Source organism: Nocardiopsis algeriensis, assembly GCF_014203695.1.
Classification (GTDB): Bacteria; Actinomycetota; Actinomycetes; order Streptosporangiales; family Streptosporangiaceae; genus Nocardiopsis; species Nocardiopsis algeriensis.
Genome location: NZ_JACHJO010000012.1, coordinates 135,577 through 159,881, shown reverse-complemented (window position 1 = coordinate 159,881; position 24,305 = coordinate 135,577). Strand labels below are relative to the sequence as shown.

General features: G+C 73.1%; 22 protein-coding genes and 1 tRNA gene. 7 read left to right on the top strand and 16 right to left on the bottom strand.

From position 1 onward, the window contains the following. Positions 1–32: 32 nt before the first annotated feature. Positions 33–105 (bottom strand) — tRNA-Glu (locus tag FHS13_RS19235). Positions 106–333: 228 nt separating this feature from the next. After that, on the bottom strand, positions 334–1,857 hold the full coding sequence (locus FHS13_RS19230; protein ID WP_343065088.1) for a metallophosphoesterase family protein: 1,524 nt from the start codon (positions 1,855–1,857) through the stop codon (positions 334–336). A 121-nt stretch (positions 1,858–1,978) separates the two neighbouring features. Here FHS13_RS19230 and FHS13_RS19225 point away from each other — a divergent pair, with 121 nt between their 5' ends. Together FHS13_RS19225 and FHS13_RS19220 are read left to right on the top strand one after the other, a co-directional pair. Further along, a complete protein-coding gene (locus tag FHS13_RS19225) occupies positions 1,979–2,329 on the top strand; it encodes a metallopeptidase family protein (RefSeq protein WP_184293348.1) in 351 nt (116 codons plus the stop codon). Between the two features lie 296 nt (positions 2,330–2,625). Then, a complete protein-coding gene (locus FHS13_RS19220; protein ID WP_184293347.1) occupies positions 2,626–3,930 on the top strand; it encodes an MFS transporter in 1,305 nt (434 codons plus the stop codon). Between the two features lie 168 nt (positions 3,931–4,098). Here FHS13_RS19220 and FHS13_RS19215 read toward each other — a convergent pair whose 3' ends face one another. Then, complete coding sequence (locus FHS13_RS19215) at positions 4,099–4,359, bottom strand: PspC domain-containing protein (RefSeq protein WP_184293346.1); 261 nt, start codon at positions 4,357–4,359, stop codon at positions 4,099–4,101. A 102-nt stretch (positions 4,360–4,461) separates the two neighbouring features. Further along, complete coding sequence (locus FHS13_RS19210) at positions 4,462–4,848, bottom strand: PPOX class F420-dependent oxidoreductase (RefSeq protein WP_184293345.1); 387 nt, start codon at positions 4,846–4,848, stop codon at positions 4,462–4,464. A gap of 239 nt (positions 4,849–5,087) precedes the next feature. On the opposite strand from FHS13_RS19210, the gene FHS13_RS19205 reads away from it, so the two are divergent. Together FHS13_RS19205 and FHS13_RS19200 are read left to right on the top strand one after the other, a co-directional pair. Next, the gene (locus FHS13_RS19205; protein ID WP_184293344.1) at positions 5,088–6,266 is read left to right on the top strand and encodes an alcohol dehydrogenase catalytic domain-containing protein; all 1,179 of its coding nucleotides are present in this window, start codon (positions 5,088–5,090) and stop codon (positions 6,264–6,266) included. A 28-nt stretch (positions 6,267–6,294) separates the two neighbouring features. After that, positions 6,295–8,097, top strand: a complete 1,803-nt coding sequence (locus FHS13_RS19200; protein WP_184293343.1) for a thiamine pyrophosphate-requiring protein — start codon at positions 6,295–6,297, stop codon at positions 8,095–8,097. Positions 8,098–8,179: 82 nt separating this feature from the next. Here FHS13_RS19200 and FHS13_RS19195 read toward each other — a convergent pair whose 3' ends face one another. The 12 genes from FHS13_RS19195 to FHS13_RS19140 form a co-directional block, all read right to left on the bottom strand. Then, the gene (locus FHS13_RS19195) at positions 8,180–9,034 is read right to left on the bottom strand and encodes an SDR family oxidoreductase (RefSeq protein ID WP_184293342.1); all 855 of its coding nucleotides are present in this window, start codon (positions 9,032–9,034) and stop codon (positions 8,180–8,182) included. A gap of 56 nt (positions 9,035–9,090) precedes the next feature. Next, the gene (locus FHS13_RS19190) at positions 9,091–9,990 is read right to left on the bottom strand and encodes a glycosyltransferase family 2 protein (RefSeq protein WP_184293341.1); all 900 of its coding nucleotides are present in this window, start codon (positions 9,988–9,990) and stop codon (positions 9,091–9,093) included. Then, the gene (locus tag FHS13_RS19185; RefSeq protein ID WP_184293340.1) at positions 9,987–10,856 is read right to left on the bottom strand and encodes a glycosyltransferase family 2 protein; all 870 of its coding nucleotides are present in this window, start codon (positions 10,854–10,856) and stop codon (positions 9,987–9,989) included. Before FHS13_RS19185 ends, FHS13_RS19190 begins: the two co-directional genes overlap by 4 nt. A gap of 83 nt (positions 10,857–10,939) precedes the next feature. Then, on the bottom strand, positions 10,940–11,929 hold the full coding sequence (locus FHS13_RS19180; RefSeq protein ID WP_184293365.1) for a UDP-glucuronic acid decarboxylase family protein: 990 nt from the start codon (positions 11,927–11,929) through the stop codon (positions 10,940–10,942). Between the two features lie 74 nt (positions 11,930–12,003). Further along, entirely contained in the window at positions 12,004–12,690 is a 687-nt protein-coding gene (locus FHS13_RS19175; RefSeq protein WP_184293339.1) for an SDR family oxidoreductase, read from the bottom strand. A gap of 39 nt (positions 12,691–12,729) precedes the next feature. Then, positions 12,730–14,130: a PfkB family carbohydrate kinase gene (locus FHS13_RS19170; protein WP_184293338.1), complete on the bottom strand. Its 1,401-nt coding sequence runs from the start codon at positions 14,128–14,130 to the stop codon at positions 12,730–12,732. Further along, positions 14,127–14,711, bottom strand: a complete 585-nt coding sequence (locus FHS13_RS19165) for a D-sedoheptulose-7-phosphate isomerase (RefSeq protein ID WP_184293337.1) — start codon at positions 14,709–14,711, stop codon at positions 14,127–14,129. The genes FHS13_RS19170 and FHS13_RS19165 overlap by 4 nt, the downstream gene beginning before the upstream one ends. After that, a complete protein-coding gene (locus FHS13_RS19160; protein WP_184293336.1) occupies positions 14,711–15,970 on the bottom strand; it encodes a glycosyltransferase in 1,260 nt (419 codons plus the stop codon). The genes FHS13_RS19165 and FHS13_RS19160 overlap by 1 nt, the downstream gene beginning before the upstream one ends. Then, positions 15,967–17,007: a glycosyltransferase gene (locus FHS13_RS19155; RefSeq protein WP_184293335.1), complete on the bottom strand. Its 1,041-nt coding sequence runs from the start codon at positions 17,005–17,007 to the stop codon at positions 15,967–15,969. Before FHS13_RS19155 ends, FHS13_RS19160 begins: the two co-directional genes overlap by 4 nt. Continuing rightward, the gene (locus FHS13_RS19150; protein ID WP_184293334.1) at positions 17,004–18,020 is read right to left on the bottom strand and encodes a glycosyltransferase family 9 protein; all 1,017 of its coding nucleotides are present in this window, start codon (positions 18,018–18,020) and stop codon (positions 17,004–17,006) included. Before FHS13_RS19150 ends, FHS13_RS19155 begins: the two co-directional genes overlap by 4 nt. Beyond that, positions 18,017–19,507, bottom strand: coding sequence for an HAD-IIIA family hydrolase (locus FHS13_RS19145; protein WP_184293333.1), 1,491 nt, complete (start codon positions 19,505–19,507; stop codon positions 18,017–18,019). The genes FHS13_RS19150 and FHS13_RS19145 overlap by 4 nt, the downstream gene beginning before the upstream one ends. Beyond that, complete coding sequence (locus tag FHS13_RS19140) at positions 19,504–21,156, bottom strand: carbamoyltransferase family protein (RefSeq protein WP_184293332.1); 1,653 nt, start codon at positions 21,154–21,156, stop codon at positions 19,504–19,506. The genes FHS13_RS19145 and FHS13_RS19140 overlap by 4 nt, the downstream gene beginning before the upstream one ends. A 269-nt stretch (positions 21,157–21,425) precedes the next feature. Here FHS13_RS19140 and FHS13_RS19135 point away from each other — a divergent pair, with 269 nt between their 5' ends. From FHS13_RS19135 to FHS13_RS19125, 3 genes are all read left to right on the top strand, one after another. After that, positions 21,426–21,848, top strand: a complete 423-nt coding sequence (locus FHS13_RS19135; protein WP_184293331.1) for a CBS domain-containing protein — start codon at positions 21,426–21,428, stop codon at positions 21,846–21,848. 73 nt (positions 21,849–21,921) lie between these two features. Further along, positions 21,922–22,887, top strand: coding sequence for a glycosyltransferase family 9 protein (locus tag FHS13_RS19130; protein WP_343065087.1), 966 nt, complete (start codon positions 21,922–21,924; stop codon positions 22,885–22,887). A 561-nt stretch (positions 22,888–23,448) separates the two neighbouring features. Then, a complete protein-coding gene (locus FHS13_RS19125; RefSeq protein WP_184293329.1) occupies positions 23,449–24,291 on the top strand; it encodes a SigB/SigF/SigG family RNA polymerase sigma factor in 843 nt (280 codons plus the stop codon). The last annotated feature ends 14 nt before the right edge of the window (positions 24,292–24,305 follow it).

The following is a 24,305-nucleotide window of genomic DNA, read 5'->3' as shown; positions in this document are numbered from 1 at the left end:
GCCAGACGTCCGACAGTGGTTGAACCGCTTCGTACCCCCAACGGGATTCGAACCCGCGCTACCGCCTTGAAAGGGCGGCGTCCTAGGCCGCTAGACGATGGGGGCCCGTGTGACAGACCAAGCATAGGGGAGGAACACCACCAACACCAAAGGGGATTCCCCGGAGGTGTCGGATCCCTCTCCGCCTGCGGGGATCCTCCCGGAGAGCCGGCCCGGGAGACCCGCCGTGATCTTGCTCCTGGTGGCACGGTCGACGACCGACGCTGCCACCAGGAGCAAGATCACGCGCAGATCGAGCCCCGTCCGCCCCCGCCCCACCCCTCCCGCGCCGCGTCAGTCGGTCGGGGCCTCCTCGGACGGCTCCTCCTCCGACTCGCCGACCGGGCGGTCGGGGTCCGCCTCGATGTGGCGCTCCACCTGGGCCGACGTCAGGCCGAGGCCGCCCAGGTCGATGTCGTCGCGGGCCTGGAGACGGCCGGTCTCCGCGTCGAAGTACAGCACCGACGCCTGGTACGGGGTGGGGCGGCCGCTGCCGTGGTCGAGGCCGCTCAGTCCCGCGCCGCCGGTGGAGCCCTGGATGAGGAAGCGCGTGCCCAGGGAGGAGAGCTCCGTGGAGCGCAGGTGCTCGTCTCCGGTCAGCACGAGGGGCACCATGCCGTCGAAGGCGTTCGCCTGCGTGCGGGTGTGCATCAGGACCACGTCGACCTCGTCGCCGGAGTCGGCCAGTTCCTCCGCCTGCTCCTCGCCGAGGGCCGCCACGCCCTCGGCCGTCGGGTTGAGCCGTGTCGCGTCCGGGGTGAAGCGCGGATCGCCCGCGCCGTAGACGGTGAGGCCCGCCACCTCGCGGACCTCGTCGTCGAGCACGACCGCGTTCGGTTGGGCGGCCACGGCGCGCTGGGTTCCGGCGGAGTCGTGCTGTCCCCGCACCCACACGTAGGGGACGTCCAGCTTGCCGATCTCGTCGGCGAAGGCGTCCTCCGCCGCGCTGCCGCGGTCGGTGAGGTCGCCCGAGTCCAGGATCAGGTCGACCCCGTACTGGTCCATGAGGGTGCGGATGATGCTCCACGACGCCGGGTTGAGCTGGATGTCGGACACGTGCAGCGCCCGGACGACCGTCTCGTCCTCGTCGTAGACCGGCAGGGTGGACGTGGCCTCGTAGAGCATGGAGACATTGCCCACCAGCCCGGCGAGCTGCTCCTGGTACTCGCTGAACCTGCCCACGACCTCCTCCGCGCTGCCCACCACCTGCGGGGCTCCCGCGATCAGACCGGTGTACCGGGGCTCGGCGATCGCGCTGGGGTTGAAGGTGTTGACGGCGAGGAGCCCCGAGCCGGCCAGCACCGCCAGGGAGACGGCCGCGCTGCCGAGGGCGCGCCACACGCTGCGGAACAGCAGCAGCCCCATCAGGGCCGCGCCGACCCCGGCGGCGACCAGCGCGCGCACGACGAGGGCGATGACTCCCGCTTTCAGGTCGGCGCCGATCCCGGCGGCCATCCGGTTGATGGCCTCGGGGTCGGCGAACATCTCCTGGGCGGCGGAGAGGCGGATGTCGGTGATCGTCGCCTCCAGGCGCAGCGGGGCACCATGGGTGTCGAAGGCGAGCCGTCCCAGGGGCGCGACGTCGACGACGGTCTCACCGTGCCACTGCGGGCTCAGCGTGAGAGTGACGTCGGCCGGCCCGATGGGGGTGACGACCTGGCCGGCGAGGGCCAGGCCGAGCCATCCGCCGACCAGGCCCGCGGCGGCGACGCACGTCCACCTCCAGGCCCGGCCCCGGCGCAGCCGCGCCAGGCGCCCCCGGAGGCGTCCGGCCGCCCCCCGGTAGTCGTACCCGCGGATCGCTTCCCAAGAGAACACTCCCCCATCATGCCGCTGACGGGGACCGTTCCCCATGTTTCCTCCCCATCCAGAGTGTTATGTCGCCTCTCCTCACATTGTTTCCACAGGCCGCTACCGCCCGAACCGGCCAGGCAGCACAATGGCAGACGTGGTGGAACTGACACGCAGGGAGTTCGAGGAGCTGGTCGCCGACGCCCTGGACGAGATCCCGGCCGAACTGGCCGCCCTCATGGACAACGTGGTGATCACCGTCCAGGAGGAGTCCCCGGAGGGCCTCCTCGGCCTGTACGAGGGAATTCCGCTCACCGAGCGCGGCGACTCCTATTTCGGCGTCCTTCCCGACCAGATCTTCATCTACCGGAACAACATCTGCGCGATCTGCGAGACCCGGGAGGAGGTGGTCGAGGAAGTGCTCGTGACCGTGGTGCACGAGGTGGCGCATCACTTCGGTATCGACGACGAGCGCCTGCACCGGCTCGGCTGGGGGTGATTTCGGTTCCCGAACCCAGGATGAATACTCTCCGCACACAAGCAGGAACTCAGTGCGCACAAAGCCTGTCCACATATTTCCCGGAAGCCCCAGCAGAGACTGCCCCGACCTGGGGAAACGCGCCTTTTCGCAGGTCGTTCGCCCCTGGCGCCCTTCCCTTTTTTCCACTACCCATAGCAACGAATCAGACACGAATTTGCCGCGACGGCTTGCGAGCCAGGCCACATTCCGGGACGGTTGGTCATTGAGACACGACACAGAGTGATTTCAACCCTGTAACAGTAAGGGAGTGCCGGATGGCCAATCCGCGCCTCGACAACGCGTCTGACAACGAGGGCTCCGAGCCCTCGGGGTCCACCCCCCAGGGCGACTGGCGCAGCAGTTACCGCGACGTCATGTCGATCGGCGAGTTCCGTGCCGTCTGGCTCGCCCACGCACTCTCGATGATCGGCGCCAACCTGCTGAACATCGCCACCAGCCTTCTCGTCTTCCAGCTCACCGGCTCCCCCCTGGCGGCCGGGATCACCATCGCCGTCACCTTCCTGCCCCCCGTCATCGGCCCCTTCCTCTCCGGGCTGGCCGACCTCTTCCCCCGGCGCCGGGTCATGATCGTGTGCGACATCGTCCGGGCCGGGTTCATCGTGCTCATCGGCATCCCCGGAATGCCCGTGTGGGCCATCTGGGCACTGCTCGTCTGCTCGGTCCTGCCCTCGCTGCCCTTCGCCGCGGCCCGGGCGGCGATGATGACCGAGATCGTCCAGGGCGAGCGCTACGTGGCCAGCACCGCCATCATCCAGCTCACGTCCCAGGTCGGAATGCTCATCGGCCTGGTGGCCGGCGGTGTCGTCGTCGGCCTGGTCGGCCCCCACCTGACCGTCATGTCCAACGGCGTGCTGTTCTTGCTGTCCGCGCTCATCGTGCTGATCGGGGTCCGCGCGCGTCCGGCACCCGACCCCGAGGGCAGGGAGCACACCGGGTTCCTGGCCATGGCCGTCGGCGGCGCCAAGCTGGTCTTCGGCCGGGCCGACCTGCGCACCCTGGCGCTGATGGCCTGGCTCGCCGGCCTGTACATGATCCCCTACGGGCTCGCCACGCCCCTGGCCGCGGAGGCGGGCGGCGGTGAGGCCTCCGCCGGTCTCATCATGGCGGGTTCGTCGATCGGCGCACTGGTCGGCGGTCTCGTGCTCACCCGCCTCGTCGCGCCCACGACCCGGATCCGGCTGCTCGGCCCGCTCGCCGTGTTCACCTCGGTCCCGCTGCTGCTGTGGCTGACCGACCTGCCGCTGTGGGCGATGGTGGGTGCCCTGATCCTGTGCGGCGCCGCGGGCTCCTACCAGTTCGTCGCCAACGCGGCGTTCGTCCTGTGCGTCCCCAAGGAGGGCCGCGCGCTCGCCTTCGGCCTGGTCGCCGCCGGGCTCCAGGTCGTGCAGGGCATCGGGATCCTCATCGCGGGCGCCGCCGCCGAGTACTTCGGGACGAGCGCCGTCGTGGTGGCGGCGGGGGTCGGGGGCATCTCCTGCGCCCTGCTGCTCGCCGTCCAGTGGTCGCGGACGGCCGCGGACACGGCCCGCATGATGGAGGAGACCGAGGCGTCGTCCTGACGGCCCGAACCACGCCGGGAGCGCCGGCACCGCCCTCCATCGGCGGAGGTCAGCGCTCCCGGCGCCCCTGCTCGCGCCCGTCCTCGCGGGGCCGCCCGTCCCCGCGGTCCCCGCCCGGGGCCGGCAGGTCGCGCCTCTTCCATCCCGGGTGCGCCCTGAGGCTCCACATCAGCTCTGCCCCGGCTTCCCCTGGAAGCTGCGGACGATCTCCTCCAGCAGGGAGTACTGCTCGCCCTCGGCCGGCATGATCAGCCAGGCGAGGATGTAGACGAACACCCCGCTGAAACCGAGGAGCGTGAGGACCACGAAGACCAGCCGGACGACGGTGGCGTCGATACCGAGGTAGTCGGCGATGCCGCCGCACACGCCGGTCAGCATGCGGCTGTCGTTGCTGCGCCTGAAGCGCTTGCCCTGGAAGTTCTGGTTCATACCTCCACACTGCCCGCCGGACACCGCACCGCACATCCGGGAACGCCCCTGGAGCGCCCCTGACATCACCCCCGAGACCCTCCGGTCCCCGGGCCTGAGGGGTCAGCGTCCGACGAACCTCTCCGGGCGCACGTAGACGATCACGCGGGTCTCGTCGTCGCTGTGCCACGGGTAGTCGGTGCCCAGGTACTTCCTGGCCATCCTGTCGATGAAGGACTTGTCCGGGTCGTCCTCCACCCGATCCACCACCCCGCGCACCTCCACGTACATGTAGGGGTCGTCGGGGTCCGTCGCCGAGACGGAGATCCGGTTGTCCCGCCTGAGGTTCTTCAGCTTCTGCCGGGTGGTGGTCTGGCTGAACACGAGGAACTCCCCGTCCCAGTCGATCCACACCGGGCTCACCTGGGGTTCCCCGTGCGGACCGAGCGTGGCCACGTGCCCGAACGAGGGCTTGCGCAGCACCGCCAGCTGCTTCTCCGTACCCACCATGCCTCCTCCTCTCGCGACGCGGACCGGGCTCGGGCCGCGATGCGAGTACACCAACCCGCCGCGCCCCCGCCAAGCACTGCGGCCGCGACGTGTCGCCCGGCGTTTCCGCGGGGGCGGCTCGGGTAGTGGCGGTTCCACGGCTGCCTCGGGGCAGCTCGGTTCTCCCCGGGGCAGTTGTCCATGACCGGGCTCCTGCGGCTCCGCGGGTGCGTCCGGAGAAGACCACACCTGGGGGAGACATGAAGGCAGTCGTGTGGAACGGGACGAGGGACGTCCGGACGGAGACCGTCCCCGACCCGCGGGTGGAGGAGCCGGGGGACGCGATCATCCGGGTGACCAGCTCGGGCCTGTGCGGATCGGACCTGCACCTGTACGAGGTCCTCACCCCCTTCATGAAGGAGGGGGACATCCTCGGCCACGAGCCCCTGGGCATCGTCGAGGAGGTCGGCCCGGAGGTGACCTCCCTGGTACCGGGGCAGCGGGTGGCCGTCCCCTTCCAGATCTCCTGCGGCCACTGCACGATGTGCGGGTCGGGCCTGCAGACGCAGTGCGACAACACCCGGGTGGACGAGCAGGGCACGGGAGCCTCGCTCTACGGCTACAGCGCGCTCTACGGTTCGGTGCCCGGCGGGCAGGCCGAGTACATGCGGGTGCGGCGCGCGGACGCCAACGCGATCCCGGTCTCCGACATCGGGCCCGACGACCGCTACCTCTACCTGTCCGACGTGCTGCCGACCTCCTGGCAGGCCGTCAAGTACGCGGACGTGCCCGAGGGCGGTTCGGTCGCGGTCCTGGGGCTCGGTCCGATCGGCGACATGTGCTGCCGCGTCGCCCGCCACCTGGGCGCCGGCAAGGTGTTCGGTGTGGACCCGGTCCCCGAGCGCCGGGCGCGCGCGGAGACCTGGGGCGTGGAGGTGTTCGACCCCGCCGACGACGACTTCGCCGAGCAGATCCGCGACCGCACCGACGGACGCGGCCCCGACGCCGTCATCGACGCGGTCGGCATGGAGGCCTCCGGACACGGCACGGCCAAGGCGCTCCAGAAGATGGCATCGCTCCTGCCCAAGGGCGTCGCCGCCAAGTTCATGGAGACGGCCGGCGTGGACCGCCTCGACGCGCTGCACACCGCCGTCGACCTGGTGCGGCGCGGCGGGACCGTGTCCCTGTCCGGCGTGTACGGCGGTATGGCGGACCCGATGCCGATGCTGACGCTGTTCGACAAGCAGATCCAGCTGCGCATGGGCCAGGCCAACGTCCTCCGCTGGGTGCCCGAGATCCTGCCGCTCCTGGACGACGCCGACGTCCTCGGGGTCGACACCTTCGCCACGCACCACGTTTCGCTGGACGACGCCCCGCGCGCCTACGAGATGTTCCAGAAGAAGCAGGACGGCGCCGTGAAGGTGCTCTTCCAGCCCTGACCCGATCGGCCCGAGAGAGGAAGTACAGATGGCGCAGAACGTCGCCAACCACCTCCTGCGGAGGCTGTCGCAGTGGGGTGTCACCGAGATCTTCGGTTACCCGGGGGACGGGATCAACGGCCTGATCTCGGAGATGGGGCGGATCGACGACGGCCCGCGGTTCGTCCAGAGCCGCCACGAGGAGATGTCCGCCTTCCAGGCGGTCGGCCACGCGAAGTTCGGCGGACGCCTGGGCGTGTGCCTGGCCACCAGCGGGCCGGGGGCGATCCACCTGCTCAACGGCCTCTACGACGCCAAGCTCGACCGGGTCCCGGTCCTGGCGATCGTGGGCCAGACCGCTCGCACGGCCATGGGCGGCAGCTACCAGCAGGAGGTGGACCTGCACAGCCTGTTCAAGGACGTCGCCGGCGCGTACCTGGAGACGGTCAACGTCCCCGAGCAGCTGCCGAACGTGCTGGACCGGGCCGTGCGCACGGCCCTGGGCGAGCGGGCTCCCACGGCCGTCATCCTCCCGGCCGACGTGCAGGAACTCGACTACGCGCCGCCCCGGCACGAGTTCAAGCACGTCCCCTCCAGCGCTCCGCAACCGGGCCCCTGGCTCGGCACGGCGCTGCCGCCCGGGTCCGAGCTGGACCGGGCCGCCGAGGTGATCGGGTCCGGTGAGCGCGTGGCGATCCTGGTGGGGCAGGGCGCCCGGGGCGCGGCCGAGGAGGTCCTGGAGCTCGCCGACGCCACGGGTGCCGGAATCGCCAAGGCCCTGCTGGGCAAGGACGTCCTTCCCGACGACCTGCCCCAGGTCACCGGTTCCATCGGGCTCCTGGGCACGCGCCCGTCGTGGGAGATGATGCGCGACTGCGACACCCTGGTCGTCGTCGGCTCGAACATGCCCTACTCGCAGTTCCTGCCGCCGTTCGGGCGGCGGGCGGTCCAGATCGACATCGACCCGTCGGTGATCGGGATGCGCTACCCCACCGAGGTCAACCTGGTCGGCGACGCGGCCGCCACGCTGCGGGCGCTGCTGGACCGGCTCCCGCAGCGGCCGGACCTGGCCGGGGCCCGCGAGAGCTGGCGGAACACGATCACGGAGAACGTCTCCCGCTGGTGGGAGGTCCTGGATGCCCAGGCCCGGGTGGAGGCCGCTCCCGTCAACCCGATGCTGGTGGTCCACGAGCTCTCCCCGCGGCTGCCCGACGACGCCGTGGTCACCGCCGACTCCGGGTCGGCGACCAACTGGTTCGCCCGGTTCCTGAAGGTGCGGCCGGGGGTGCGGGCGTCGCTGTCGGGGACGCTCGCGACGATGGGGTGCGGCGTCCCGTACGCGATCGGTGCCAAGTTCGCCCTGCCCGACCGCCCGGCGATCGCCCTGGTCGGCGACGGCGCCATGCAGATGAACGGGCTGGCGGAGCTGCTGACGGCACGGCGCTACCACCATCTGTGGGAGGACCCGAGGCTGATCGTGTGCGTCTGGCATAACAACGACCTCAACCAGGTGACGTGGGAGCTGCGCGCCATGGGCGGTTCGCCCAAGACGCCGTTCTCCCAGGACCTGCCGGAGATGTCCTACGCGGAGTTCGCCGCGAACATCGGGCTCGTCGGCATCGAGGTCGACAGCCCCGGCCAGGTCGGCGCCGCCTGGGACCGCGCCCTGGCCTCGGACCGCCCGGTCGTGATCGACGTGCGGTGCGACGCCGACGTCCCGCCCATTCCCCCGCAGGTGGAGCGGGACCAGCTGGTGGACACGGTCAAGGCCCTGCTGAGCGGGGACCCCGACCAGCGCGAGGTGATCGAGAGGGGCCTGGCCGTCAAGGCGCAGGAGTACCTCTCCCGCTGACACGCGGGCGCGCGGAACGGGTGGGGCCTCCGGCCCCACCCGTTCTCCCTTCCGCCTTCTCCCCGTGGCCCCGCAGGTCCTCTCAGCTGGGCTGGATCTCCCCGCCCACCGGTGCCAGCGTCTGCCCCGTGTAGAACGACGACAGCCGGTCGCTGGCGAAGAAGACGTAGGAGGGCGCGATCTCGTCGGGCTGGGCGGCACGGCCCATCGGGGCCTGCTCGCCGAAGCCCTGGCTCCCCTCCTCGCCGAGGGTGGCGGGGATCAGCGGGGTCCACACCGGCCCCGGTGCCACGCAGTTCACGCGGATCCTGCGCTTCATCAGCGACTGGGACAGGGACTTGACCAGGTTCATCGCGGCGGCCTTGCTCGCCGCGTAGTCGATGAGCGTGTCGTTGCCCCGGAGCCCGTTGATCGACCCCGTGACGATGATCGACCCGCCGTCGGGCATGTGCGGCAGCGCCTCGCGCAGGGTCCAGAAGACCCCCATCACGTTGACGTCGAAGGTGCGCCGCAGCTGTTCCGTGGTCAGGTCGGCGAAGTCGTCGACGGGCTTCTGCGTCCCGGCGTGTTCGACGACGATGTCGATCCCCCCGAGCTCCTCCACCGTGCGCCGGACCAGGTGCGCGCAGTCGGACTCCTCGGCGAGGTCGCCCCGGATCCCCACTCCGCGGCGGCCCTCCTCCTGGATGAGATCGGCCGTGCGCTGGGCGTCGGCGTCCTCGCTGAGGTAGCCGAACACCACGTCGGCCCCCTCCTTGGCGAAGGCGACCGCGACCGCGCGGCCGATGCCCGAGTCACCGCCGGTGACGAGCGCGCGCTTGCCCTCCAGGAGTCCCTTCCCCTGGTAGCCGCGCATCTCGTCGCTGGGATGCGGCTCCATGGGTTCGGTCCGCCCCGGATAGGGCTGGCTCTGGGCAGGAGGCTGCTTGTCCGTCATCGTGTCCTCTCCCTTCCTCTGCGGGTGCAACTGCCCATGTCGCCCCGCTCCACGCGTCATCCCACGTAGCTGCGGGCCGACGAGCGCTTCCTGGGGCCGGCGAGGGCGCGCAGCCCCCGCTCCACCCGGGGCGGCACGGGTGAACGCTCGCGCAGCACCCAGGGGAGCCCGCCCACCGCCTCGGCGACGGCCAGCGCCGTGGCAGCGTCGCACGGGGAGGAGCGCAGGACCCACCAGGTGTGGCCGAGCGCAGCCGGGAGCGGGCGGCGCAGCCACGCGGTCCACAGCGTGTTGCGGATGCCCGAACGGCGGCGCCGGCGCGGATCGCGTACGGGTGAGGCGGCGTGCCGCACGACCATGTCCTCGTTCCAGCACATCCACCATCCGGCGGCGGCCATGTCCAGGGCGAGCAGCTCCTCCTCGCCGCCCAGCAGCAGCCGCCGCGAGAAACCGCCGGCCTCCTGGAAGGCCCGGGTGCGGAACACCGTCGCGCCCGCCAGCACCCCCAGGAGGGCGGGCCCGGGGAGCCAGTCGGGCCCCTCCACGGGCGAGTACCGCAGCTCGGGGGTGATCGGGTCCTCCTCTCCCCCGGGCTCGACGAGGATCCGTGCCGTCACCGAGCCCAGCCCGGGGTGCGCGTCCAGGAGCGAGGCGGCCAGGGCCAGGGATCCGGGTTCCCACCACGTGTCGTCGTCGCAGAACGCGACGTAGGGGGTGCCCAGCGCCTCCACCGCGACGTTGCGGCCCACGGCGCCCAGGTTGGCTCCGGCCCGGATGAGTCCGACGCCGGGGTGCTCGCGCGCCACGGCCTCCGCGGTCCCGTCGGTGGAGGCGTTGTCCACGACGACGACCGGCGGGTCCTCTGGCAGCTCCTCCAGCCGCCGCAGCGTCCGCAGCAGCTCGTCGCGGCGGTCGCGGGTGATGACGGCGACGCCGATCCTGTTCTCCGTGCTCATGTCCGCTCCAGCAGCGCCAGGTCCCGCTCCACCCGTTCGGGGAGCCGCGTGCGCCGGGCGACCGCGCGCGGCAGCCGGAGCACGGCTCCCGCCAGCGCCCTGCGGCTGACGGGGTCGCGCAGGGAGCGGCCCGCGGTCCGGGCCGTGCGCTCCCACGCGACGGCGGGGCTGCGGCGCAGCCAGGCGGTGAGCAGGGCGTTGCGTTCCTGGAGGGACCTGCGCCACAGGTCGGGCGGGCGGGCCTCGGAAGGGTGGTGGTGAACGACCGCACGGGGCAGGTGGCGCAGTTCCCAGCCCCGTGCGGCCAGGTCCAGGGCGAGCAGCTCCTCCTCGCCCGCGAAGAACAGCAGCGGCTCGAACCCTCCCGCCTGTTCGAACGCCGAGCGGCGCAGCACCGCGGCGCAGGCCAGGAAGCCCAGCACGCGCGGTCCGGGCCGCCCGCCGTCGGACAGGGGGCTGCGGGCCATCTGCTCGTTGACCGGGTCGGGCCGCTCCTCGCTCCCCACGAGCACGGAGGCCGCCACCAGGGCCAGCCGCGGGCAGGCGTCGAGCGCGTCGGCCGCCGCCTCCAGGGAGCCGGGCGCCCACCAGGAGTCGTCGTCGCAGAAGGCGACGTAGGGCGTCCGCGCCAGGGCGGCGCCGGTGTTGCGGGCCACGCAGCCGGTGTTGTGCTCCTGGCGCACCAGCCGCACCCACGGAAACCTCGTCCGGACGGCCTCGGCGGTGCCGTCCGTGGAGCCGTTGTCCACGACCACCACCGGCGGCCGCGGCTCCAGCCCGCCCAGGCGGCCGAGGGTGCGGCACAACTCCTCCGCCCGGTTCCTGGTGGCCACCACGACCGTCACCCGGGGTTCCCCGCTCCCCATCTTCCTCCGCCCTTCTCCTCGGCCCTTCTCCCGGGCGCGGGGTGCGCCGGGAAGGGCTCTTCCCGGCGCACCCCGTCGGCCCGTCAGTACAGCTCGCGCACGGCCTCCGCGTTCAGGTCGCGTCCGCTCCGCAGGTCCGCGAAGTAGGCGACCGTGCGCCGCAGCCCCTCCGCCAGGCGCACCCGCGGTTCCCAGCCCAGCTGCTCGCGGGCCAGGCGGATGTCGGGGCGCCGGAAGCGCGGGTCGTCCTGCGGGCGTTCGACGAAGGTGATGCCCGACTCCGACCCGGTGGTGTTCAGGACGACGCGCACCAGCGACAGGACGCTCAGCTCCTCGTCGCTGCCGATGTTGACCGGCCCGGTCACCCCGCTGTCGGCCAGGGCCATCAGCCCCCGGACGGTGTCGTCCACGTAGCAGAGCGACCGGGTCTGCATCCCGTCGCCCGCCACCGTCAGAGGTTCGCCGGCCAGCGCCTGGTTGACGAACGTGGGGACCATGCGGCCGTCGTCGGCGCGCATCCGCGGCCCGTAGCTGTTGAAGATGCGGGCGATCCCCACGTCGGTCCCGTAGGCGCGGTGGTAGGCCATCGTCAGCGACTCGGCGTACCGCTTGGCCTCGTCGTAGACACTGCGCGGGCCGACGGGGTTGACGTTGCCCCAGTAGGTCTCGCGCTGCGGGTACTCCAGCGGGTCGCCGTAGACCTCGCTGGTCGACGCCAGCACGAACCTGGCACCGTACCGGCGCGCCACCTCCAGCGCGTTCCTGGTGCCCAGGCTGCCGGCCTCGAGCGTCTCGACGGGCAGCCGCAGGTAGTCGGGCGGCGATGCCGCCGACGCCAGGTGGAACACCGTGTCGACGGGCTCCCCCGGGTCGAACGGCCGGGTGAGGTCGGCCTCCCTCAGCTCGAAGCCGGGCAGGTCGGCCAGGTGTGCGAGGTTCTCCGCGCGTCCGGTGGCGAAGTTGTCCACGCACACCACGCGCATGCCCTCGGCCATCAGCCGCTCGCACAGATGGGAGCCGAGAAACCCGGCGCCTCCGGTGATCAGGGCGACCCCTCTCGCGGGTTCGCGCATGTCGTCCACCTCCTCGGAATGGTCGGACAAGTGGGCACCCCGGAACCGGTGCCGCCGGTGGGCCCTGCGGCCGCTCAGGGCCAGGAGGTCTCCTCGGAGGGGCACACCACCATCTCGCGCACCTCGCACCCGCGCGGCTGGCTCAGCGCGAAGACGACGGCCGCGGCCACGTGCTCGGGGTCGTTGAGCTTGGCGTCGGCCCCGGGCTTGTACTGCTCGGGCCGGCCGTCGAAGAACGACGTGCTCATGCCGCCGGGGATCAGGGTGGTCACCCCGACCTCCCCGGCCAGCTCCGCGGCCAGGGCCCGGCTGAAGCCCACCACGCCGAACTTGGAGGCGCAGTAGGCGGTGGCGTCGCTGAGCGCGCGCAGGCCCAGGGTGGAGGCGCAGTTGACGACCGTTCCACCGGAGTCCCTCAGGTGGGGCAGCGCCGCGCGGGTGACGGCCACCGTGCCGAGGAGGTTGACCCGGACGACCCGCTCCCAGTCCTCCGCCGACACGTCCTGGAGCTTTCCGCAGGCGTCGATCCCGGCCGCGTTGACCACCGCGTCGATGCGCCCGTGCTTCTCCACGACCCGCTGGACCGCCACCTCCACGTCCTCGCGGTGGGCGAGGTCGACCTGCTCGAAGGGCAGATCCGTGCCCGGGTGCTGCCGGTCGAGCACGATGGGCTTGCCACCCGCGGCCTCGACCGCCCTGGCCGTGGCCGCCCCCAGTCCGGAGGCCCCTCCGGTGATGAGCGTGTTTCCCAGTGAGCGCATGTGTTTCCCTTCTTCGCCCTCGGTTGTTGCGCGGAGTCCTCAGCGGGCGCGGAGCCCGTCGCGGCCCCGGTCCTGGATCCGGGTGATCAGACCGGTCGTGGAGTGGCCGGGCACCAGCGGCACGGTCACCACCGCTCCCCCGGCCCGTCGCACCACGGGTGTCTCCGGCAGGCTCTCGACGTCGTAGTCGCCCCCCTTGACCCAGACGTCGGGCCGCAGCCTCTCCAGCGCCCGCACCGGCGTGGTCTCGTCGAAGACCTCGACCGCGTCCACGCAGTCGAGCGCGGACAGGACGCGGGCCCGGTCGTAGGCCCCGACGACCGGACGGCCCTCGCCCTTGAGGGCGCGCACGGACGCGTCGCCGTTGATGAGCACCACCAGGCGGTCGCCGAGCCGGCGGGCGCGCCGGAGCAGGTCGATGTGGCCGGCGTGGAGCAGGTCGAAGCAGCCGCCGGTGGCCACGAGGCGTTCGCCCCGGCGCCGCGCCCGGTCGGCCACCTCGGCCGCGTCGGGGCCCTGGCCGGGCAGGGGTCGGACACTCCCCAGACCCGGGTCGGGAAGTGCGTAGGCCCCCGCCCCGCCCTCGGCGACGAAGGCCGACGCCGCCGCCACGCCGGCCCGCACCGCCTCGCCGGCACTGCCGCCGTCGGCGAGCGCGGCCGTGCAGGCCGCGGCGAAGGCGTCGCCCGCTCCGCAGGTGTCGACGGGGCCGGGGACCGGCTCGCCCGGCACGTGCCCGCGCCCGCCCGACCCGTCGGCCCAGGCCGCCCCGTTCCCCCCGAGGGTGACGGCGACCGAGCGCACCCCCCAGCGGCCGGCCAGTTCGCGGGCGCGGTCCAGTGCCTCGTCCGGCAGGTTCCCTCCGACGCCCGCCTCGGCCGCGTTGGGCGTGGCCAGGTGCGTCCCGAGCACCGGGTCGGCCCCGCGCGGGTGCGGATCCCACACGACCGGCACGCGTCCGACGCACTCCGCCAGCACGTCGCGGACGGCGCGCTGGCCGACCAGCCCGTACCCGTAGTCGGACACCAGGACGGCGGAGGCCTGCCGCAGGACGCGTTCGAGGACCTCGGCCGGCGCGGGCTCGGCCCTGCCCCCGCTGCCCTCGTCCATCCTGGCCACGGTGCGGCCGTTGGCCTGGATCCGGGTCTTGACCGGGGTCCGTTCGAGCAGCGGCATCCCCACCAGTCGGATTCCCGAGCCGAGGATCCCCGCGAGGGTCTCGGCCGCGGGATCGCGGCCCAGGGCGGTCACCAGGACGACGTCGCGGCCGTCGCTGCGGGCCCGGTGCGCGGCCAGGGCGGCGCCTCCGGGGCGGTACCAGGCCGAGGTGCCCTCCAGCACGGGCGCGGGCGCGTCGGGGCAGTCGCGGAAGGACTCGCCCCGCAGGTCGGCGTCGAGCAGCGCGTCCCCGACCACGACCACCGGTCCCCGGGCGGTCACGACCTGGCCCCTTCCCTCGGCGAGGGCACCGCGCGGGCGGCCACCTCCCGGTCCACCGCCGCGCAGAACACGTGGACGAGCGCCAGGTGCACCTCCTGCACCGTCGAGGTGCTGTCCGCCGGGACGGCGACGGTCTCGTCGCTGATCGACTCCAGGACGCTGGGCTCGGGCCCGGTCAGCGACCAGCAGGTGACCCCGAGCTCGTGCGCGGCCTTGGCCGCGGCGACGACGTTCCCGCTGGTGCCGCTGGTGGACAGGCACACCAGCAGGTCGCCCGGACGGGCGTGGGCACGCAGCTGGCGCGCGTACACCTGCCGGTAGCCGTAGTCGTTGGCGACCGCGGTGAGGCTGGAGGTCTCGGCGTGCAGCGCGATGGCCGACAGGGGCTCGCGCTCGTCCTCGAAGCGACCGGTCAGCTCGGCGGTCAGGTGCTGGGCCTCGGCGGCGCTGCCCCCGTTGCCGCACGCGAACAGCCTGCGGCCGTCCAGCAGCGCGCGGGCGGCGCGGCGGCCCCACTCCTCGACCCGGGAGGTCTCGGTCAGCTCCAGGGCGGCGCAGAGCTTCCTCAGGTGCTCGTGCATCAGTCCTCCCCCCTCCGGGGCGCGGTGGCGACGGACTCCTCCGATTCCCGCCGGGGCTCGGGAAGGCTCACTTCCTCTCCTCCGACGACCCGCAGGAAGCACTCCTCCGTGAGCCGGGCGACCTCGGCCCACGAGTACCGCTGCTGCGCCCTCGCGGCGCTGGCGGCGGCGAAGGCCCGCCGGGACTCGTCGTCGGACAGCAGCCACCGGACGGCGCGGCCCAGGCGCTCGGGGTCCCTGGGCGGCACCAGCAGTCCGGTCTCTCCGGGCACCACCGTGTCCAGGTGGCCGCCGACACGCGAGGCGACGACGGGTGTGCCGCTGGCCATGGCCTCGATCGTGGAGATGCCGAACGGCTCGTACCAGGGGACGTTGACCGCGACGTCGACCGAGCGCAGCAGCGCGGGGACGTCGGAGCGGTCGACGCAGCCCAGGAAGCGGACCCGGTCGTCGACGCCGAGCCGCTCGGCGAGCATGCGCAGGCGGACCGCCTCGGGCTCGGTCCACAGGCGCCCGGGCCGGGCGCCCCCGGCGACGACGAGTTCGGCCCCGGGCACCTCGGCCAGGGCCTCGATCACGGTCTCCACGCCCTTGCGGCGGACGAGCCGTCCCAGGCTGAGGATGCGCGGCCGGCTTCCGCGGCCGGCGGCGGGCCCGTCCGGTGAGAAGCGCTCGGTGTCCACCCCGCAGGGGACCACGGCGACCCTGTCCGGACTCACCCCCCACGAGGCGAGCTCCCTGCGCTCCTCCGTGGAGGTGGCCACGACCAGGTCGCAGCGGCGGGCCACGGCCCGCTCCACCGCGATGCGCTCCACGGGGCTGGTGTCGGCGATGCCCTGGTGGCGGCGCTTGACGACGCCCAGGGCGTGGAAGGTCTGGAGGACCGGCAGGTCCAGCGGGCCGGCCGCCTGGAGCGAGGCCAGGCCGCTCATCCAGAAGTGGGCGTGGACCACGGTGGGCCGGTCGGCGCGCCAGTAGGCGCGCAGCCGCCGCGCGAACTCGGGCATGTGGCGCGGCAGGTCGTCCTTGGGCACGGGCGCCGCCGGTCCGGCTCGCACGTGTTCGACCCGCACACCCGGACCGAGCGAGACGGTGTCGGGCCGCCACGGGTCGCTGCGCCGGGTGTAGACGGTCACCTCGTGCCCCCGGTCGGCGAGCGCCAGGGCCAGCTCGGCCACGTGTACGTTCTGTCCTCCGGCGTCCTCTCCGCTGATCGCCGCCAGCGGGCTGGCGTGCTCGGAGACCATGGCGATCCTCATGACGTCACCTCCTCGATCACCCGGTCCCAGTCGTCCAGGAACCGGGTGAGTCCGTAGCGGCTCAGGGCGGCCCTGCGGGCCGCCGCGCCGGTGCGGAGGGCGAGGTCTCGGTCCTCCACGAACGCCCGCAGCGCCTCTGCCAGTACCCCCGGGTCGGTGGAGACGGCCCCCGCCTCCGGCGGCACCGCCCGGTAGGCCTCGGTGGTTCCCAGGACGACCACGGGAAGGCCGAGCATCATGGCCTCGATCAGGGAGAGTCCGAGCGAGGTCCACCGGATCGGGTGCGCGTAGGCGCGCAGCCGGGCGAGCCCGTCGTGCATCGCGTCCTGCGGAAGGTCCTCGTGGACCCGCAGCCGGGACGGTGGCAGCCCCAGCCGGTCGGGCACCCCCTCCACGGACATGCCGAACAGGTCCAGGGGAGCCCGTTCCGCCAGGGCGGGGAGCAGGTCGGTGCCGGTGACACGCCATCGGCGCAGGGGCTCGTTGAGCACGACGCCGGCCCGGGCCTCCTCACCGGTGAAGCGGTAACCGGGATCGGGGACGCCGTGCTCGACCACGCGGACGGGGGCGCGTCCGCAGTCCCAGAAGAGCGCGTTGAAGTGGGTGACGTGGACGACCGGGATGTCGCTGCGGTCGGCCACGGGGTGGCGGGTGGCGGGCACGTCGCCGCGCGGGGTGTTGTGCTCGACGTAGACGGCGGGGACGTCCCGGCCGAGGCGGCGGCCGAGCAGGCGCTCGGCCAGGTCGATCTCGTGGGGGCGCTGGAGCACCACCAGGTCGGGTTCCCCGTCGCGGATCTCGTCGGGGGCCAGCTCGACGGCGTTGGCGGGCCAGTCCCAGGTGCGGGCGCGGCCCCGGCCGTCGGGTCCGCGGTCGGGCGTCACCGGCAGCAGGCAGGTGTGCCCGCCGTGGACGAAGGCCGTCGTCCACGATCCGTGGACGTGCCAGAGCAGGATGCGCCGCGTACGTGCGGGAACACGCGCGCCGCCCTCCTCCCCGTCGAGGATCGCGGCGGCGGAGCTGTCGTGTACGGTCATCTCTCCTCCAGCAGGTCGTCGACGGCGGACAGCACCTCGTCGGAGGTGACAGAGGCCAGGCAGGGGTGGCCGGGAACGGGGCACCTGCGGGCACGGGTCCCGGCGCAGGGCGCGTCCTGGTCGCCCAGGACGCGGACCCGGGGGCCGTGGGGGGCCCACGCGGACGCGGGCACCACGGGGGAGAAGAGCGAGACGACGGGGGTTCCGACGGCGGCGGCCAGGTGGGCGGGGCCGGTGTTTCCCGCGACCGCGACGGCGGCGCGGTCGAGCACGTCGGCCAGCTCGGCGACGGTGGTGCGCCCGGCCAGGCTCACCCCGCCCGCCTCCGCCACCTCGGCGGCGCGGTCGGCCTCCCCCTCGGTTCCGGTGACGACCACCCGCATGCCGCGCTCGGCAAACGCGACCGCGGTCTTGACCGCCAGTTCCTGCGGGAGCTCGCGGGAGGGCGCGTCGGCGCCGACGTGGACGACCGCGTAGCCGTCGGGTCCGGTCAGGTCCCTGGTGTCGGGCAGGGGGCGGCGGACGGCGGGCAGCCCGTCGTCGCCGGGCGGGAGCGGGAAGCCGCAGGCGTCGGCGAGCGAGAGCATCCGCCGCGCCTCGGGGATCCCGTGTTCCACGTGGTGGCGCACGTCCAGCAGACTGCCGGGGTAGTCCTCGCTGACCGCCCCGATCCAGGGGACGCCGGCCATGCGCAGGAGCAGTGCCAGCGGCAGCGGGGACTGGTGGAAGGAGGTCAGGACGACGGCCCGGTCGATCTCCAGCCCCGCCAGCAGGCGGACCAGCCGCTGCACCCGTGCGGGGTCGACCGGCGGCGGGTCGGCGACGACCCAGGGCGCGAGCCAGGTGACCACGCGGTCCACGCCCGGCAGCAGCCGCGCGGCCTCGGCGCCGCGCGGGCCGGCGAGGTAGACCAGCCGGTCGGCCGTGTGCGCGGCGGCGCGCACGGCCGGGCCCGACAGCAGGACGTCGCCCATGCTGTCCAGGCGGGCCACCAGTACGGTTCCACCGCTCACAGGCGCCCTCCCAGCCGTCGGACGGCCGACTCCAGGTCGGGGGCGGTCTCGGGGGCGGCCCGGCGTTCCTCGTCCAGGGTCACGGCGGTGGGGACGAGCACCCCGCGTGCCCCGGCGGCCGCGGCCGCGGCCATGTCGGAGCCGATGTCCCCGACGAAGGCGCACTCCGCGGGGTGCACCCCCAGGCGCTCGGCGGCCTCCAGGACCATTCCGGGCAGCGGCTTGCGGCAGTCGCAGCCGTCCTCCTCGCCGTGCGGGCACACGCACCACACGTCGAAGGGGCCGAGGAGCTCGTCGACGCGCCGGTTGACGGACTCCACCTGCTCTGCGTCGATGAGGCCCCGGGCGATGCCCGACTGGTTGGTGACCACTCCCACGGCGAGCCCCGCCCTCCGGGCCAGGGCCACGGCCCGCTCGGCGGTGGGCCGGGCCCGCACCTTGTCGGGGTCGCCGTTGTAGGGGACGTCCTCGACAAGGGTGCCGTCGCGATCGAACAGGATGGCGCGGATGCCGGGGCGCCGGCGGGCCCTCGCATGGCGGACCTCTCCGGCGATGCGGTGCCAGACGGCCAGGGGCGGGATGAGCGCGCTCGTCACCGCCATGTCCGCGACCTCTCCCGGCGTTGCGGGCCCCGGGCGGATGCGGCGGCGGGCGAACGCGGCGGTGCGGCCCAGCCACGCGAGGCCGAGGACGGCGGCCTCGGTCCGGTGCCCGGTGATCCCGGCCGCGGCGGCCCCGGCCAGGAGCCCCGCGGTGACAGCATGGCCGCGCAGTCCGCCGGGGCCCTCCCCGACCCGGGCGCGCCAGTCCCTCCCGTGGAGGCGGCGCATCAGCGCGTTGTCGGCGTTGCCGCGCTGGGCGGCCAGGCTGACGAGGCGGCCGCCCTCCTTCAGCGGGTGCACGCACTCGCGGTCGCCGACCGTGAGGGAGAACCCGGCGTCGAGGACGCGCAGCGCCAGGTCGGTGTCCTCGCGGTAGGCGCGCGGGAAGCGGGTGTCGAAGCCGCCGACCGCCTCCAGGGCGGTCCGGCGGTAGGCCATGTCGGCGGTGATCCACCGCGCGCCCTCCAGGCCGAGCGTGGCCCGTTCGGCGTCGGTGGGTGCCCGGCCCTCGGGGCGGGGCACCGTGATACGGCCCTGGCTGCCGCCGGTCGCGGCGGGCAGGCCGGACAGGTCGGCGCACAGCCTCTCGGGCCAGTCCGGCGGCGGTGCGACGTCGTCGTCGAGGAAGGCGATCCACTCGGCGAAGCAGGAGTGCCACCCGGCCTGGCGCGCGGTGGCGGGCCCGGCTCCGCCGGTGCGCAGGACGCGCACGCGGGGGTGGTCGGCCCCCGGCAGGGGCCCGGTCGCGCCGGGCCTCCGGTCGTCGACCACCACGACCTCGCGCGGGGCGACCTCCTCGGCCGCCTCCAGCAGCGGCCGGATCGCGCGTTCCAGGCAGGGACGCCCCACCGTGGGCACGACCACCGCGTAGTCGGGGCGGTTCATCGGCCGCTCCGTCCGCGGCGGCGGACCAGGAACGGTCCGAGGGCCAGGACGTCCACGGGCGCCGACCCGAAGCACTCCAGTGCGTCGCGCGGCGAGTCCACCATGGGGCGCCCGGCGGTGTTGAGGCTGGTGTTGACCAGGACGGGCAGGCCGCTGCGCCGCTCGAACTCCTCCAGGAGGCGTGCGGTGAGCGGGTCGTCCTCGCCGTTGACGGTCTGGACGCGGGCGGTCCCGTCCACGTGGACCACGGCCGGGATGCGCTCGCGCCATTCCGGTGCCACCTCGTGGACGAAGAGCATGTAGGGGCTGGGCAGGGGGCCGCCGGAGAAGATCTCCTCGGCCCGGTGCTCGGCCACCATGGGGGCGACGGGCCGGAACTGCTCGCGGCCCTTGACCCGGTTGAGCCGCTCGAGGTTCTCGGCGCGGGACGGGTTGGCCAGCAGGGACCGGTGTCCCAGGGCGCGCGGCCCGTACTCGGCCCGGCCCTGGAACCACGCCACCAGCGCGTCCTGGTCGAGCGCCTCGGCGACCGCGGCGGCCAGGTCGTCCGGGCGCTCGTAGGCGACCTCGGCCTCCTCGAGGACGGCGCGCAGTTCGTCCTCGCTCCACGAGCGGCCCAGGTCGGCACCGCGCATGGGCTCGACCCGGTCCCCCGCGCGGACCGCCACCTCCAGGGCGGCGCCCAGAGCGGTGCCCGCGTCGCCGGCGGCCGGCTGCACCCAGATGTCCTCGAAGGGACCCTCGCGGAACAGGCGGCTGTTGGCGACGCAGTTGAGGGCCACGCCGCCGGCCATGGTCAGGCGGCGCATGCCGGTCCGCTCGTGCAGCCACCCCGTGATCTCGAGCAGGACCTCCTCCATCACGGTCTGGAGACTGCACGCGAGGTCGGCGTGCTCGGGGCCGGGCTCGGCCCCGCGGGCGCACGGTGCGGTGAGGGACTTCCAGTCCACGCCGGAGGCGCGGATGAGGCCCTCGCCCTCGTAGCGGACGTACTCGCGCAGCCGGTCGGCCATGGAGGGCTTCCCGTAGGAGGCCAGGGCCATGACCTTGTACTCGTCGCTGGAGCGGTGGAAGCCCACGTGCTCGGTCAGCTCCTCGTAGACCAGGCCGAGCGACTCGGGCAGCGGCTGGCGCGCCAGCACGTCGAGCTTGCCGTCGACATAGACGCCCGCCAGGTGCGAGGCCGCCTCGCCCCGCCCGTCCGCGACGAACACCGCGCCGTCCCGCTCACCGCGGAAGGGCGGCGCCGCCAGTCCCGCCGACGCCGCGTGCGCGACGTGGTGGGGGACGTGGACGACCTTGGCCGGATCCAGTCCGGGAAGGGCCGTGACGAGGAAGTTCGGGACGCGCTCCACGTAGAAGACACGCAGCTGCTCCCAGTGGGAGTCCTGGCCGGGCCCGTCGGGGTCGGCCAGCGCCGGGTCGTACGAGTAGGCGACCGCGTCGAGCTCCTCCGGACGCAGGCCCGCCTTCTCCAGGCACCAGCGCATGGACTGCACCGGCAGCTCCCATGTGGAGAAGGGCACCGCTTCCTTCCCGTGCTTGCGCCGGGAGAACCGCTCCTCCTCCGCCGCGGCCACCGTCCTGCCGTCGACGACGAGCGCCGCGGCCGGATCGTGGAAAACGGCGTTGACACCGAGGACGCGCATGGCACCGGCCTCCTTCCCCTGGGGTGGTGTACTTCAGTGCGGAACGCATTGGACCGACTACCAGGCGAAGCGTTGACTAAACATGGGCGCGGGCCCGCGAAGCCCGCGTGAACAGCCGCGACACCGCTGTCCGCGATGCCTTCCGCGCGCGGGACGCGCCCTGCCCGGTGCCCGTGCACAGCGCCTGCGATTCGATGTTTGCGCTGCGGTCTCCGGGCAAGAGGGGCGGGAGAAAGGATGAAGTGACATCCGTTCACGGGGGGAACAAGATGGCAGCCAGAAGCATCGCCGACGTGATGAGCACGTCCGTGCGCACCGTCACGCCCGACGCCACACTGCGCGAGGTCGCCGAGATCATGCGCGACTCCGACATCGGTGACGTGATCGTCGCCGAGGGCGACAACCTGGTGGGGATCGTGACCGACCGGGACATCGTCGTCCGCTGCGTGGCCGAGGGCGGCGACCCCGCCACGCGCACCGCCGGAGAGGTCCGCAGCTCGCAGATGGTCACCGTTCCACCGCAGAGCGGGATCCGCGACGCGGCCGACACCATGCGCAAGAACGCGCTCCGCCGCCTGCCCGTGGTGGAGGGCGAGAAGGTCGTGGGCGTGGTCTCCATGGGCGACCTGGCCGAGGTCGCCGACCAGGACTCGGCGCTGGCCGATGTCAGCGAAGCCGAACCGAACCGCTGACGGTACTCGGGGGGGCCGGTCCGTCCCCCCGCCCGGGCACGGGGGCCCGGACGGGAACGGACCGGCCCTTCTCGTGTACCGGGTGCTGAAGCTGGGCGACTTCGCGACGGCGGTCCCGGCTCTGCGCGCCCTGGAGCGGGCCCGGCCGGAACGGCGCCGGGTCCTGGCGGGGCCTTCCTCCTACCGGAGCCTGGTCCGGCTCGCGGGGCTGGACTGGGAGGTCCTGCCCACGCCGGAGCTGCACACCCCCGCGTGGGACCGCCGGCGCCCGCCCGAGCTGGCGGTCAACCTCCACGGCCGGGGTCCCCGGAGCATCGAGGCGCTCGACGGTCTCCGGCCCCGGCAGCTGTGGACCCACGGGCACCCGTCCCTGCCGGATCGGCCCGGGCCGCCCTGGCCCGGCGACGTCCACGACGCGGACATCTGGTGCCGCCTGCTGGAGCACCACGGGGTGGCGGCCGATCCGCGCGACCTGTACTGGCCCGTACCGGAGGACGTCTCCCGGGAAGAGCGGGTGGTCCTGCACCCGGGCGCCTCCGCGGAGTCCCGCTGCTGGCCAGTGGAGCGCTTCGCCGCGGTCGCACGGCACCTGTCCCGGCTGGGGCTGGAGGTCGTGGTCACCGGTTCCTCCGAGGAGGAGGGGCGCGCCCGGCGGGTGGCGGAGGAGGCCGGGCTCGCTCCGGAGTCCGTGGTGGCCGGCCGGACCTCGCTCGAGGAGCTGGCCGCGCTCGTGGCCGGCGCACGCCTGGTCCTGTGCGGGGACACCGGGATCGCGCACCTGGCCACCGCCTACGCGACGCCGTCGGTGCGCCTCTTCGGCCCGGTACCGCCGGCGCTGTGGGGGCCGCGGGTGGACGGGGACCTGCACGCGTGCCTGTGGGCGGGCCGCCGGGGGGATCCGCACGCCGCCGCTCCCGACCCGGGCCTTCTGGCCCTGGAAACGGACGAGGTCGTGAAGCGCTGCACCGAAATACTGAGTCGGACGGAGCCGGGGTCCGCTGCGGAAGGAATTCTCTTTCCCTCCTCTGAGGTGGGATAACAGCGACTCAGGCAAAGAGATCGCCAGGATTTCTCCATGAAGGTGTTTAAGGCGCTCTCCCACAGGTAGATGGTGAAGTACCGGAGCGGCCCAGCCGCCCGGAACACAGGGGGATATGGCCGTCGCGCCCAGGTTGACCTGCAGGGGGAAGGGTCCCGGGTGCGGCGGCCTTTGTGTTCCCCGACACTCTTCTTGCTTTCCTTAGATGCTCTTTACATCCCAGGGCAAGGCTGCGTATTACCGACATTCCCCTCGGGGAAGCCAGCTATCTTCAATAGTTTCCGAAATCACACTGTGACCGCTTTTGAAGTGTTCTCAGTGGGCACGTAGAAGCAGAGCCGTCACCACCGGTCGCCGAGACGGCACCGACAGGTGACACTGCCGGCCCGGAGAGGCCCGACGGAGCGCACCGGCCCGAGCGGAGCGCACCGCGGCCCCACGGACCGGCAGACAGGGGAGACGACGAGCAGGACAGGAGCAGTGGCCATCGCCCAGCGAACCGAACCATGTGGCTCCTGTGACAAGAGTGACGGATTTTCATCAACGACACGGAGGACCTTGATGTCCGCAGTGATCGACGCCCAGCCGAGTGCCCCGACGGTTGTCCCGCAGCACCGCCCCGACTTCGGCGAGGACCAGCCGGCCGAAGAACTCCTCCGCATCATGAAGAACCTGCCTGAGGGCCACCCCTCGGCTGCCGCCCTCCAGGAGCGGGTCATGGAGCTCTACCAGCCCCTGATCCACAAGATCGCCCGCCGTTACAGCGGCCGCGGCGAGCCCTACGAGGACCTGCGCCAGACCGGCCACCTGGGCCTGGTCAAGGCCATCCGGGGCTTCGACCCCGACCGCGGCAAGAAGTTCATCTCCTACCTCCTGCCCATGGTCACGGGTGAGATCAAGCGCCACTTCCGCGACCACACCTGGGCCGTCCGTGTGCCCAGAAGACACCAGGAGAACCGCAACCAGCTCAACCGCATCAGAGGCGAGTTCCAGCAGGAGCACGCCCGGCCTCCGAAGATCTCCGAGCTGGCCGAGGCCATGGGCCTGCCCGAGGCGGAGGTGCTCGAACTGGTCCAGGTGTCGGAGTCCTACAACACGCTGTCCCTGGACGTCCCCGACCTGGGGGACGACGACGGCTCCACCTTGGAGGACCGACTCGGCCAGGAGGACGCGTCCTACGACCTGGTCGTGGAGCGCGAGTCGCTGAGGCCCGCGCTGACGTGCCTCGACTCCCGCGAGCGCACCATCCTGCACCTGCGCTTCTTCGGCGACTGCACCCAGGCGCAGATCGCCGAGGAGGTCGGCTGCTCCCAGATGCACGTGTCCCGTCTGCTCGCCGCCACCATCGAGAAGCTGCGGCAGCGGATCGGCGAGGAGGTTCCCTCCGGCTCCGGCCGTTCCTGAGAGGTCGGCAAGCG